The 14,727-nt window shown below is 37.6% G+C and carries 8 protein-coding genes; 5 read left to right on the top strand and 3 right to left on the bottom strand.

Annotation, left to right across the window (positions count from 1 at the left end):
- Positions 1–78: 78 nt before the first annotated feature.
- The 3 genes from CA834_RS12385 to CA834_RS12375 all read right to left on the bottom strand — a co-directional run bounded on the left by CA834_RS12385 (position 79) and on the right by CA834_RS12375 (position 4,722).
- Positions 79–1,623, bottom strand: coding sequence for an OmpA family protein (locus CA834_RS12385; protein ID WP_094969038.1), 1,545 nt, complete (start codon positions 1,621–1,623; stop codon positions 79–81).
- Positions 1,624–1,717: 94 nt separating this feature from the next.
- The gene (locus CA834_RS12380) at positions 1,718–4,093 is read right to left on the bottom strand and encodes a ribonuclease HII (RefSeq protein WP_094969037.1); all 2,376 of its coding nucleotides are present in this window, start codon (positions 4,091–4,093) and stop codon (positions 1,718–1,720) included.
- A gap of 32 nt (positions 4,094–4,125) precedes the next feature.
- Positions 4,126–4,722 carry a ribonuclease HII gene (locus tag CA834_RS12375; protein ID WP_094969036.1) on the bottom strand — a complete coding sequence of 199 codons (597 nt, stop codon included), beginning with the start codon at positions 4,720–4,722 and terminating at the stop codon, positions 4,126–4,128.
- A gap of 217 nt (positions 4,723–4,939) precedes the next feature.
- Here CA834_RS12375 and CA834_RS12370 point away from each other — a divergent pair, with 217 nt between their 5' ends.
- The 5 genes from CA834_RS12370 to CA834_RS12350 all read left to right on the top strand — a co-directional run bounded on the left by CA834_RS12370 (position 4,940) and on the right by CA834_RS12350 (position 14,421).
- Complete coding sequence (locus tag CA834_RS12370; protein ID WP_094969035.1) at positions 4,940–8,014, top strand: SusC/RagA family TonB-linked outer membrane protein; 3,075 nt, start codon at positions 4,940–4,942, stop codon at positions 8,012–8,014.
- A gap of 17 nt (positions 8,015–8,031) precedes the next feature.
- On the top strand, positions 8,032–9,522 hold the full coding sequence (locus CA834_RS12365; RefSeq protein ID WP_094969034.1) for a RagB/SusD family nutrient uptake outer membrane protein: 1,491 nt from the start codon (positions 8,032–8,034) through the stop codon (positions 9,520–9,522).
- Between the two features lie 12 nt (positions 9,523–9,534).
- A complete protein-coding gene (locus CA834_RS12360; RefSeq protein WP_094969033.1) occupies positions 9,535–10,305 on the top strand; it encodes a hypothetical protein in 771 nt (256 codons plus the stop codon).
- Positions 10,306–10,390: 85 nt separating this feature from the next.
- The gene (locus CA834_RS12355; protein WP_094969032.1) at positions 10,391–12,352 is read left to right on the top strand and encodes a S8 family serine peptidase; all 1,962 of its coding nucleotides are present in this window, start codon (positions 10,391–10,393) and stop codon (positions 12,350–12,352) included.
- Between the two features lie 110 nt (positions 12,353–12,462).
- Positions 12,463–14,421 carry a putative porin gene (locus CA834_RS12350; protein WP_094969031.1) on the top strand — a complete coding sequence of 653 codons (1,959 nt, stop codon included), beginning with the start codon at positions 12,463–12,465 and terminating at the stop codon, positions 14,419–14,421.
- Positions 14,422–14,727: the final 306 nt, after the last annotated feature.

The following is a 14,727-nucleotide window of genomic DNA, read 5'->3' as shown; positions in this document are numbered from 1 at the left end:
AGGTAAGGCTTTAAACTAAAGAAAACACCAAAATAAATTTGGTGTTTTCAGATTCAGGGTCTTGTGATAGGGTTATCGTTATATCTTTATAAATTCCACACGTCGGTTTTGTGCTTTGCCGTCCGCCGTGCTGTTGTCACCAACAGGTTGGGATTCCCCTTTACCGTCCGTAGTCAGTCTATCTGGCGAAATATCAAAAATGTTGACCAAAGCCTCTTTTACAGCAGCAGCGCGGGCTTTTGATAGCTCCAAATTGGCCTCATCCGTACCATCGGAATCCGTATGGCCAATAATATTCAATCTTATGCTGTTGTCTTGCATTAAAACTTGGGAGATTTGTCGTACTATGCCCAAAGACTGCGGTTGTATATTGGCAGAGCCAGAATCAAATAAAATACCGTTGGTGGAAACCTTACCTTCAGAAAGTAGTTGTCGTCTTAAATCTACACCACCCTTCGCTACCTTTAGATTTTTGATAAAAATACGTTCCTCACCAATTTTAAGGTTATTAACGTTTATTTTAATATAGTTAAGCGTCTCTGGCTTTTCTATAAACCGTGGGATATCGATATATTTTTCTTGATTTATCCACAGTCTAAACCGCTGTTTGGTAACGGAAATAGCGACATGTGGTTGGTTTTTAACTTCATTTCTTATATCGGCTTTAATTCGTGACTTAATGGTGTTTTCATTATCAAAATAGTTGTAGGTGCGAATATCGAAAGGTGAGTACTGGCCAAAGGGTAGCGTAATGTATACAAAGTTGTCTTCGCCCTCATCAAAATTATCGGCATCACTCAGTATGATTTGTAGGGCTGCAGTGGATTTGGTCTCGCGGGACAAACCTGATGAGAGTATATCAAACTCAATGGTATAATCTTCAGGGAGGCTTTTTACATCCGGTATATAGTAAATGTCATAACCGGGTTTGGGTTCAAACCAATTACCCTCAACCTTACTGAGTCTCACTACTTCTCCTGAACCATTGGTGTTCCACTTACTTGGAAAATCCCCAATAAAATCTTGTGAAAAGTCATCAAAGAAAATAAGCTCGTCTCCAGGCACAAAATCAAATTTGCTATATACTTCCATGTTATCAGAAATATCACCTTTTTCATTTTCACCTTGATCTTGGTCATCGTTGGTGTCCCCTTCGGAATCCTTATCTAATTCTCCTTCCTCATCTGGAGACTCTTCAGATTGAGACTCGCGTTCTCCTAATAGCAGTGCTTTGGCTGTTGTGACACTGTATTCCAGTGCTTTTTTCGCACGATTGATTTGTAGGGTTGCTTTACCTTGCTTAATCATTCCTGCCCCATCTAAATCGTTCAGAATATCAGGTGTGCTTTCGGTAAGTCGCGTTACGTCTTCAATGCCGTCCTCTAGCACATCAATATCTTCATCATCTAAGGATTTGCCAGCGGCAGCATAACCATCGTATTTATAGACTTTGTCATACAGGTCAAACGACTCTTGTACAAAATTATCTACACTAGAGATGCCAACCTTGCCTCTTGGGCGTTTTAGTTTCTTGGTTTGTGCCTCTAGTCTCGGGATAATTAAAAGGCTAAAAAATAGAGTAAGTAATACGGTTTCTCGCTTGTGAAAAAGATATGGTTTCATTGTAAGTATTTGATTAATAGCTCTATATTAATAGCTCTATAAAATTAACAATAACTTTTGACAATCAAAAGAAAATGCCAAAATGGATAGCTATTTAATTTACTTTGTAAACCATAACATGTTTAGCATCACTTTGGGTAATTAGCTCTAACCCTCCATCTCTGTCTAGTTTTTGAAGTTCTGCAGCCGATGTTCCGTAGACAGGAAAACCTGGAATAGATTCGGCCTGGCTGTCAAATAAATAGACCTTTTTTGCTTGTAAGTCTGTGGTCGTTACATAGATTTTATCGTTCAAATAAAATATTTTGGGGGTAGTGTACTCACCGTAATCCAAGTCAATAGTTCTTGATTTGATATTTAGTGTGTTTTCAGTCATTGACACCAAGGTTTTACTCGTAGTTTCTAGCTTATGCTCTGGAGGTAAGCTGAGATCTGTAGTGCTTACCCTTCCTTTGGTGTCTACTTGCACAAGTTGCCCCAAGGTATTTGATGAAGTGAATTTGCTTTGGTAAAGGAACACCTCATTATCTGAAAAATTAATGCTTTTGTCTACCCTTATTCTCGTGTTTCCTTGTCTGTTAAGAATTCTTAGGGTTTTACCAGATTTGAAGGCGATGTAATCCTTAGCGCCTATTCTAAAGTGTTTTGGTTGGGACGTAATCGTGTTCTTATTCCCTGTATAATCAAATCCTTTGACCCTATTTCCTTTGGCATCGTACATCAACAGATCATCATCCTGTGTCACCAATAACCTGTAATTTTTAGTACTATCATAATCAAATACAGATAGGGGTTGGGTAATTTTATCATTAAATTTAATTGGGAACGGATCCACATCCTTTCCATTGCGATCTAGCACGTATACTCTTTTTTCAGTGGCAAACGCTAATTGAAGACGGCCATTTTTATACATGTCTATTTGCTCTATGGTACCAATTATGCTTCCTTGTAATTTTTTCTTCCAAAGAACCTTACCCGAACTCGAAATTAAATAAAGGTTATTCTCAATATCTTGTACAGCAATGTCATGCCCCTTGGTGATATGATTTTTAACGGTTTGTGGCAGAGACATTATGGGCGCACCTATGTCAGTAGAGAAGGCTTCAGTTACCGTATTGCTTTTGGCTCTCTTTTTATATTTTTTAATAACGCCATTCAGATACGCAAAATTATCTTCATAGCTTAACTGAACTACGTTGGCTTTGTAACCCTTTAGTTCAGCATGTAAAATCTGTGATAAGGCCTCTGTGTTTTTAAAAACAAACAAGGAGGCTTCATCACTTAGGTTTTGGCTAATGTTCTTAAAGGCGTCTAAATTTGCTAATGTATTATTGTTAAGCGCACTTGATAGTATGGTTTTAAGATGGTCTGTAGATTCTGTGAACACTACGAAATTCTTGTAAGCCGCAAAAAACGAAACATCGATACTTTTTGTATAAGGTTGAAACTTATTAGTAAAATAGTTGGTTTGAGGAAAACTAAACATATCGATTTCTCTAAAGGTGTCAACAATTTCCTTTTCGTTGATGGATTCTATAATTAAATTTGGGTCAAGACTATAGATAAAAACGGCATTTTCCGTGAGTGCAATTTCGTTGGTGTAATCAAGGAAGGAATCTGTCTTCGTCTCCGTAGAATCGTTAAGCAGCTTTTTTCTATTGGTCTCAAAAATGGAATAGTCATCAAATGTTAAGCTAGTTAAAGAGGAGGTTGTTGAGGGTGCTATTTCCAGAGCGTGGATTTTTTGTGGCACCGTACCCTTAAAGCAATCAATAAAAGATGAGATAGAATCATTGCCCGTTACTACACCATTATATATTATACCTTCATCGAGATATTGAATATCCAAGGCGCTGTAATTGTCAGAATTACTTCGGGAGTCCAAGTCAGATAAAAAAAGTTTTGAATAATTCTCTAAGCCGTTTTCAAAACCTAATGATAAAACGAGATCATCGCTGGTGGTCGCCATGACCCTTTTAAGTTTTTCGTTTTCTGGGCTAGGGTTTAGGTTGTTTAAGACATCTATATTGTTAGAAGCAACAAAGAACCGTTTCGTCGATTTGTAAAATTGACGTGTTGAATCCATTACGGTTTTAATAATATCCCCTTTGCCAATAGGTTCTGATGACCGTTGGACTAAAGAGTCCAAGACTAATAATTCAGGTTTGTTCTCCGTAATGATGAGATAATTGTATGAACTGTCTTTTTCTTTGGAAAGCGCTATGTAAATAGGAGCAGTTGTATTAAGATGTTTTATCAAGGCTTTCGCATCCGTAATATCTTCCTTAAAAAGTAGGTTTAATATTTCATTATCTGCGCCACCATTTAAAAAATCCTTGAGCTCATCTATTTTATATACGGCAACAGAATTTGAGGGAATAAGATCTTGGGCCTGCGTATAATCGTTGTAGGTGTTAGTGCAGGCTTGCACCACAGCAAATAAAAAAATTAAAATATAATGTCGTTTCATTGAGGGTGATATCTGCTTACAAATATAGAAAGTTATAAATCCAATTTGTATTGCTCTGGCAATAATCTAAAGGTTTGTCTATGATATTTGGTAGCACCAAATTTGGCAATGGCTCTTCTGTGCTCTTTTGTAGGATAGCCTTTGTTTTGTTTCCAATTGTACATCGGATATTCGTCATGTATTTTTTCCATGTATGCATCGCGATAGGTTTTAGCCAAAACAGAGGCGGCTGCAATGTTCAAATACTTGCGATCTCCTTTAACTATGGTTTTATGGGGTATATCTTTATAAGGTTTGAATTTATTTCCGTCTACGATAATAAATTCAGGTGTCGTTGCCATTTTGGAAATGGAAACTTGCATAGCTTTGATGGATGCGTTGAGGATATTTATGGAATCAATCTCCGTTTCAAAAACATTGGACACTCCAAAGGAAACTGCCTCTGCTTCAATAATAGTTTTCAAGAAATCCCTTTTATTTTTTGAAAGAAGCTTTGAGTCGTTCAGCAAATCGCTTTTAAAGTCCATAGGCAGTATTACAGCGGCAGCTGTAACAGGACCTGCCAGGCAACCTCGCCCGGCTTCATCTGTACCACACTCCAAATAAAAATCTGAGAATTGTTTTTTCAAAACCTAAAATTAAAATGTTTTACCAAAATAAGATTTTTCACGCAACCATTTTACCATTTATGCATCTAATGAATGGGTTAGCATTTTCAAGGCTTTAAGATAAAGTCGTAACCATTGGTTAAATGGTACAAACCTTAACATATTTTTGGCAAAAACACTTGTTTATTTAATATTAAATTAAGATGTTTGCAACTAGACTAACTCAAATAATTGTTTTATGAAATTAAAATTAACATGGTTATTAACGCTATTTATGGCGTTTGTGATGCAATTTTCTTTTGCACAAGAAAAAACCGTTACAGGAACAGTGACTACTGCTTCAGACGGTTTGCCTTTACCGGGTGCAAACGTGATTGTAAAAGGGACCTCCAATGGTCAACAAACAGATTTTGATGGTAAATTTTCCATCAAGGTTAATCAAGGTGATATTTTAGTGGTTTCATACGTAGGTATGCAAACTCAAGAAGTCACCGTGGGTACTTCTAATACGTACAACGTCTCATTGAAAGAGGATAATGCTCTTGAAGAAGTTGTGGTTATTGGTAGAATTACCCAAACACGAGAAAAATCTAACGTGTCAAGTGTCAAATTGTCTGAAAAGTCAATTAAGAACAGACCAAACCCTAGTGTTGTTCAAACGTTGAACGGTCAGGTTGCTGGTGTTAACATTACAACAAATACTGGTCAGCCTGGTGCTAACTCCACTATTCAAATTAGAGGTATTGGTTCCATCAACGGTGATACAGAGCCATTATTTGTTATTGATGGTGTACCGGTAGACCAAGACAACTTTAGGTCCATTAACCCACAGGAAATCGCATCGGTAGAAGTTCTTAAAGATGCGGGAGCAACAGCTATCTATGGTAACAGGGGTGCTAATGGTGTAATCGTCTTAACAACAAAGCGTGGAAACTTTGAGCAAGACCTTCAAGTAAATTACAATGGATTTCTTGCCTACAGTACGCTTCAGGACAATGATTACAACGTTATGTCTTCCCAAGAGTTGTTGAGATATGAAAGATTTAGAGGTCAAGGTGCTGGTGCTGGTAACAGTACTAGTGTTTTCAACCCAGGTAACGGCTCTCCTATGACGGACGCTCAGATTGCTGAGGCTCCAAATTTTGATTGGTCAGAGTTTTTCTTTAGAACAGGGGTTACCCAAAACCATACGATTCAATTATCAAGTGGTAGTAAGAACTTCTCTCAGTTTACATCTTTCGGTTATAATGACACACAGGGTATATTACAAGATAGTGATTTGCAGCGTTTCAACGTTCGTAATAACTTGAGTGGTAAGTCTAGTAATGGTAAGTTTACCTATAACACTAATTTGTCTGTAAACTATTCTAAATCAAATGAGCCAAATGCTATTGGTACTAGTGGTATTAACAGAAACTTTATCATTGGTGCATTTGAATCTGTGCCTTACGTAACAGCTGCTGATTATACAACTGGTGGAGACTTATTATCACCGTTGTCCTTTACAAACACACCACTGTTTTTGCTAGATAGGTTGAGAACATATACGAGGTTTGAAGAAGAGGTGAAAATAGTAGGTGGTTTAAACATGGGTTATGAAATAACAGATTGGTTGTCGGCTAACGTAACCATGGGTGGTGATTATAACAATAACATCCTAACAAGAGCTGAAGGCCCTACGTCATTTAATGCTTTATTGTTTGGTGGTGCTGAAAATCCTACTTCAGGTTTCCAGGAGCAACGATCTACACGAGCATTTACCTACAACCAAATTACTTCTCTTAATGCTTCTAAGGCATTTGGAAAGCATACGGTTGGTGCAGCCGTGTACACAGAGTATTTCAAAGCACACTTTAGACAATTTGGATATTTCGCTAACGGATTGAACCCAAGTACATTCTCGCCAGGAGATGGTAGCGGTTTGGTTCAGCAAGCCGGAGGTTTATTTAACGATGAGGCTGATGCCGAAATCTTAAATGCGGGTTTATTTTCTGTCTTTGGAACAGTCGATTATGATTTTGATACCCGATACGGTTTTAGTGCGTCGTTAAGACGTGATGCTTCAAGTCGTTTTAGGGATGAGAACCAGTGGGGTACTTTCTGGTCTGTATCTGGTCGTTGGAATATATCTAACGAAGCCTTTATGCAAGGTTCGATATTCAATAATTTAAAGTTAAGAGCATCTTACGGTGAAACAGGTAACCAGTTTATTACGGGGACATTGTTTGGTGGTCTAGATAATACTGAAGATTTCTTTACATCAACTGGTGGTTACGGAAACGCTAACTCCTTAGCACTCGCACAAATTGGAGTTTCTGACTTAAGATGGGAAACAATAACACAGACCAACATTGGTATTGACTTTGGTCTATGGAATGATAGGTTACGTGGTAATTTTGATTGGTATGTAAAAGAAACATCTGACCTTTATCAGGAGGGTCCTGTATCGGCAACAGCTGGTATAACGTCTTTAGATATTAATACAGGGACCTTATTTAACCGAGGTATAGATTATTCAGTATTCTATGATGTGTTCACGCCCAAAACAGAGAATGGATTCTTGATGACCGTTGGTTTCTTAGGTAACTATAACGAAACTGAACTTCAAGACTTGCCAAACGCCGAAGGTGAAATTATCTCTGGAGGTGAGTTTTCTGCTGGTTTAGGTAGAAATGGAGGTCAATTATATGAATATTACGGATTACGCTATGTAGGGGTTAATCCTGCCAACGGTGAACTGTTGTATTTAACGGCTGATGGTAATGTAACCGAACAACCAAGTGTAGGTGAAGACAGAGTTTGGTTAGGTAAAAACGCAATTCCAGAATGGACAGGAACTTTCCAATTGGATTTAGAATTTAAAGGATTTTTCTTAACAAATCAGTGGGCGTTTGCAACCGGAGTAGATAGAATAGATAATGATTACGCAAGTTTGGTTAATCCTGATGATGTTGGTCAGTTTAATTTGTCTAGAGATATTTTAAGAGCGTGGAGTCAACCAGGTGATATTACAGATCAACCATCACCGACGGCGGCCAATAGAAACTCATTTGCTTCTGATCGCTTTATGAGAAGTGCTGATTTCTTAAGATTGCGTTTCGCATCCTTCGGATATAGATTTCCGAAAAGCGTTCTTGATGGAACTGGGTTTACTAACGTGTCCGTATTTGTAAACGCTGAGAATGCTATTACATTTACAGAGTGGCGCGGGTACGATCCAGAAACTAGAAGTATTACTAATGCTGGTGGAACAACCCTAAGAGGTTATCCAACACCAAAAACCTTTTCATTCGGTGTAGAACTAGGATTTTAAAAAAAAAATATACAACTATGAATAAAATTAAATATGTTTATCTATTAGCGTTAATCGCAGTGATGTTTTCCTGTGAGGACGCTTATAATATCGATCAACCTGGTCGTTTGACCGCAGACGCTGCGTTCCAAACGGTTGATGATCTTGAACTTGGTCTCTTAGCGGTTTACAACCAATGGGACCTTACACCTGAAATTTCACTTGCTGCAAATTTCTGTGATGAAGTGGCCGTAGGATTTGATTCCGGTGGTCAGGGATTTGCTTTATATGATTTTGTAATGAACGCTGCAAGCGCTTCTGCATTTGATTTTTGGGTAAGAAACTTTAGAGTAAATAATAGGGCTACGCTTGTACTTGAAGCGGCTAATCTAGTAGATGGCTCAGAGGATCAAGACCGTTACAACAACATCTTGGCTCAACTGCACTTTATTAGAGCGTATGCTAACTTTGAAATGTTACTATATTTCAGTCCAGACCCACAAGACGATAGTACACTAGCGGTACCAGTTATAGATTTTGTGGCTCCAACAGATATTCAGCCGAGTAGAGATACTACAGGTGCACTTTGGGACTATATAAACAGCGATGTATCAGCAGCCTTAAACCTAAGTACTGTTCAGTCAGATCCGAGATTTGTGTCAACTGACGCTATAAACGCGTTAAGAGCAAGAATGGCTTTGACTCGTGGCAACAACCCACAAGCTGAGTCTTTGGCGACACAATTACTAGGTACCTATGGTCTGGCCAATACTACGCAATACCAAAATATGTGGTTAGATATTGACAATACTGAGGTAATATTAAAATTAGAGCGGACGTTAAATGATTCCTATGACGGTCAGGTAAATACCGGTTCTGTTAATACCGGTGGAGGCTGGGCAGGCTCTGTTTTTGCTTTCGTAACTGCAACTTTAGCGGGGTCTCCTTATTTTGAGATGGATCGTTCAGTATTTGACGCTTTAGATCCAGCTGATGTACGTTACGATGTAAATGTAGCACCAACATCAATTATTAGTCCTGACTATCCAAACGATCCAGACCCAATAAACAATGATATATTGGTAATACAAAAATATCCAGGTTCAGAGGGTCGTCCATTAATGAATGACTTGAAGGTGTTCAGAGCATCTGAAATGCTGTTAATAGCAGCTGAAGCTAGAGCAAGACAGGGTAACCTTACTGGTGCGGCTACTTTAATCAAACAATTGCGAGATGCACGTTTTGGTACTGCACAACCATTACCAGCTTACGGTTCACAGCAAGAAGCCATCGGTGCTATTTTGGATGAACGTAAAATAGAACTTGTATATGAAGGACATCGTTACAAAGATTTAAAGCGTTCTGGTGTTGATGGTAATAGAGGAGTAGATAGAGACCCAATTGCATGTACATTGCAAAGTGGGGCATGTACTCTTCCTGCAAGTGACTACAGGTTTACTTTACCTATACCTGTTGTAGAAATTAATGCTAACCCTGGAATTGCAGCACAGCAAAATCCTGGATACTAAAAAATCATTATTATGAAAGAAAATAAATTAAAATTATTTATACTGCTATTCTCATTATTTGCCGTGGTTGGTTGTGAGGAGGATTTAATAGAGTACAGAGGCGGTCAGCCAACAGCTTATTCCTTTGCTCGTACATCACAAACCGTTGGTGTTTGTAATCCAACTGTGCCAATTAATGTTGAAGCAACAATTGCTAGCAACCAAGAACGTACAGTTCAAGTATCGGTTAATGATGAGTTAACTACAGCTTTGGCTTCTGAGTATACCTTAGGAGGGACTTCAGCGGTAATATCAGCAGGTGATTTTGTAGGGAGTATTGATATAACAGTTGATTTTGCTGCTATCCCAGTTGGTGAATCACGTGTTGTTGTATTAGATTTAGTTATTCCACAAGATGGTACGCTTAATACTCGTGGAACGACGACTATAGCCTTTTCATCGGCATGTACTTTAAATGAAGCTACTTTAGATTTTGTTTTTGACAGCTACCCACAAGAATTTGCTTGGCAGTTGTACGACGAAGATACTGGCGCTTTTATAACTGGAGATACAGGCTTTGGAAATTATGCAGGTGCAGATGGTTTTAGCACTACACTTTGTCTTCCTGATGGAAATTACCTTTTAAGACTTTTAGATAGTTTTGGAGACGGTTTCTGTTGTGCCTATGGCAATGGTTCTGCTACTGTAACGGCTAATGATTGTGACGGTGATACAGAATTGGCCTCGGTTGGTTCTGAATTTACTGGAGGCGAATTATTTGTACCTTTCTCTCTAGGTCAGTAAAACAGAGTATCAATTTATGAAATGAAAAAACCACCTTATTTGGTGGTTTTTTTTTTATGTATTAAATTGCAGTAAAATTAATGCTATGAAAAAAATTACAATTCTATTTTGTCTTGCGCTGCTCCTTTCTTTGAATAGTGTGGTAGCACAGGGGCTTATGACGCAAGACCAATTGACTAAAATGAGTCAGGCTCAAAAAGACTTATACCAAAGGGTAAAAACAGCGGACTCTCTTAAAACGGTTCGCATAGGCAACTATTTACAACAGAACCCGCAAGCTGAGGAACGGTTTGTGTATGATGATAAAATGTATATTCTTACGGATGTTATAGAAAACAATCCAATATACACAACTTTAGATAATCTCGATTCAGCTAGGGCATCATATACTAATGAATTGCAAGTTGGAGGGACTTTAGGTTTAGACCTCGATGGAACAGGTATTGCCGTTGGCGTTTGGGATGGTGGTCCTATCCAAACAACGCATACAGAATTTCAAGATGCGTCAGGTAGCCAAGCTAGGGTATCTAACATTGAATTTTTAAATACGGATGGTAGTACAGCCATTAGTTCGCATGGTACACACGTTTCAGGAACAATAGCGGCAAGAGGGGTAAATGCAAACGCCAAGGGAATGGCAACCAACGTGGCTTTGCGTACATACAATTTTAATAACGATACACCAGAAATGGTAATTGAAGCAACTAACCCTAGCGCCCCCTTAATTTTATCAAATCACTCCTATGGTGTGTCAGTGGCTCAAGGAAATGGAATCTTACCGACTTGGATAATGGGTGCTTATGGCGATTCAGCTAGAGAAATTGACGATATCGCCAGAGTTAACCCCAAGTATTTAATGGTAGCCTCTGCCGGTAATTCTGGTAATACCCAATATGTTGGTGGACTTTTTGGTGGATACGATAAACTAACCACAGATAAGACTGCAAAGAATAATTTAGTGGTAGCGAATGCCAACAGTTCCGTAGACGTATTTACAAGCCAAGTGAGTTTCCCAATTAGTAGTAGTAGTAGTCAAGGACCAACAGATGACCTTAGAATAAAACCTGATATTGCTGGTGATGGAACAAGTGTTTTTTCTACTTTTCCAAATGATGCCTACGGGAGTATCTCTGGGACGTCAATGGCCGCTCCCCATGTTACTGGGACTATAGTATTATTACAACAGTATTTTAATCAACTTAATGGAGATTTCGCAAACTCCGCCACTATGAAGGCTTTGGTATGTCATACAGCATCAGATGATCCTATCTTTGTTGGTCCAGATCCAATCTATGGTTGGGGCTTTTTGAATGCGCGCGATGCAGCAAATACTCTAACTAGAGATGCTAATGGTACCGCCGTTGTTGAGGAATTGACTTTAAATGATGGAGGAACCTACACCTTAACCTTTAATGCAGATGATCGTGCCAATGTTAGTGCTACAATTTGCTGGACAGATTTGCCAGGTGTACCTGTGTCAGGTGATGCGGCACTTAATGACCCTACCCCTCGTCTAATAAATGATCTGGATATTAGAATAACGAAGGACGGTACAACCTTTTTGCCTTGGAAGCTCGATTTTAGTGCTGCCAGTGGTTTTTCCGCTATACGGGGTGATAATTTTGTTGATAACATAGAGCGTATCGATATTGATACACCAACAGCTGGAACTTACACGCTTACAGTGACACATAAAGGACAATTGCAGGGAGATGATCCGTTTTCACCAAGAGCTCAGGACTTTTCGTTAGTTGTAACAGGTAGCGCTGTATCATTAAGTGCTAATGAAGCTGTCTTTGATAATTTTGCCCTATGGCCCAATCCAGCAGACTCCGTACTTAATATAAACTTTAAGTCCAATGATTCTGAAGATATAAAAATGGTCTTATTCAATATTGATGGGAGAAAAGTATTGGAAAAACAAGTAAGTCCAATGACAACATTAATTACTGAACAGCTAGATGTGGCCAACTTAGATAGTGGACTATATATATTAAACCTAACCCAGGGGAATAAAACAGAAAGTAAAAAAGTGATTATAGAATAAAATTAATTATATAATTTTAGCAGGTCGTTCCGGAAAAATCTACCAGGACGACCTTTTATTTTATAATAATGTACCTTTAAAGTGGTTATATAAGTTTGTGTAGAAAAAAAATGTTGAGATATTTTTACTTGGTTTTAATGTTTGGTCTGGGTGTTGTCTCCTTCGCGCAATCAAAACCAATGGTCAATATTAGTAACGGAAATGAAGAGGCAAATAAGGCTAAAGAGAAAGGTAAAAAATATGTAAATAACAAAGTTGCACTTATTAGTGATTATCTTATTTTTAATAAACAAGGAGACTCTTCCTTTGTTGATACGACTTTATCTGTCAAAAAACTTTATAAATTCAATTATTTACAAGACGATAATTTTAATTTAATTTCATTTGCTAACATAGGTCAAACCTATAATACACTTTCTTTTGATAGTGCAGAGTCTTACGGCATCCCGTTGTTTGGTGCCAGAGCTAGGCATTTTAACTATTTAGAGAACAAGGATATTTCATATTATGAGGTGCCAACCCCATGGACCAGACTAACTTATAAAACTGTTTTTCAACAGGGCCAGTTGTTAGATGCTTTTTTTACGGTAAACCTATCTAAACAATTTAACTTTTCTATTGCTTACAAGGGGCTTCGGTCTATAGGAAATTATCGTCATGCACTAACCAGTACAGGTAATCTTAGATTGACCTCCAATTACAAATCAAAAAATGGTAGATATCGTGCTAATGGACATATCGTTTGGCAAGATCTGCTAAACCAGGAAAATGGTGGCTTGCAGGATAAGGATATTATAAATTTTACGTCAGGGAATGAAGAGTTTATCGATAGAGCCGTGTTTGACCCTAATTTTGAAAATGCAGAAAGTATACTAGTGGGTAAGCGCTTTTTCTTAGATCAAACTTACCAACTTATAACACCTAACGACTCTATACCAAAAAATAGTTTGTCTATAGCCCATACCATAGCTTTTGAAGATAAATATTTTGAATATACCCAGACGACGCCGTCTACAACTTTTTTTGGAGACGCCTTCACAGGATTAATTAATGACAGGGCTACCTTAGAAAATTTTCAGACGGGATTAAAGGCATCCTACTTTAATAACATCCTTGGAAGTTTACAATTTGGAATAGACTACACTGATGTCAATTATGGATATGATACTGTGGTTTTACTTATGGGGCAGTCGATTCCAAATAGGATTAAATCAAATTTTCTTGGGATAAATGCTGGATACTCCAAAACCTATAATGGATTTAATATAACAGGGAATGCAGGCATTAACCTGTCCGATGACTTTGCAGGTAATTTTTTAAAGGGTGAAGTAAGTTATAAGTTAAATAAGGACATAAGATTAAAAGGGAGCCTTAGTATTAACTCTAGACGTCCAAATTATAATTACCTACTATACCAAAGTGATTACATTAATTATAATTGGTATAATTTTGACCAATTTGAAAATGTAAATACCCAGCAAATTGCTTTTAACCTAGAGTCGAGCAAGTATGCTCATATTGATTTTGACATTTCCAATATTGATAATTACACCTATTTTAATCTTGAAGGTGTCAATGACCTCAATAGAATAATTAAGCCACGTCAATATCAAAACACATTACAATATTTAAGATTCAAAATAAGAAAGGATATTCGCGTTGGAAAATTTGGATTGGATAATGCTATAATGTACCAAAATGTAATCGGGGATGAAGATGTTTTAAATGTTCCCGAACTCATAACAAGAAATACCCTTTACTTTAAGGATAAGTTTTTTAAGAATGCGATGATATTTCAAACAGGAGTTGTCTTTAATTATTTTACTAAATACAACATGAATGGTTATGATCCTTTACTGGCAGAATTTTATACACAAAACCAGACAGAGCTGGGAGGATTTCCTAGAATGGATTTTTTCATCAACGCAAAGATTAGACAAACCCGTATCTTTTTAATCGCCGAACATTTTAATTCCTCACTTACGGGTTACGATTATTTTTCTGCTCCAAATCAACCCTACAGGGATTTCACAATTCGTTTTGGTTTGGTCTGGGACTTCTTTTTATAGCTACATGGGCTAAAATGTAGACTATTTGAAGTTGGCTTATACTAGTAGTTAAGTCTATTTATTTGAGGTTCAGAAGGTTTAAAATTTCATTAAAATATTAAGTCATTTTTTATGGTGTACCATATAAAAGGTTATATATTTGCGCCCCGTTTGAGGGTTGATTTGGGGGCGATTTTTTGGGAGGTATAAAATATTTCAAAAAATAGTTTGGAAGATGTTGCGGGAATAAAAAAAGGGTTTTATATTTGCACCCGCTTAACGAGGAAACGAGTTTGGCAAGCAATATAAAAGTTCATTAACATATTG

The organism is Winogradskyella aurantia, assembly GCF_002266855.1.
Lineage (GTDB): Bacteria > Bacteroidota > Bacteroidia > Flavobacteriales > Flavobacteriaceae > Winogradskyella > Winogradskyella aurantia.
This window is presented reverse-complemented; position numbering and strand designations above follow the sequence as displayed.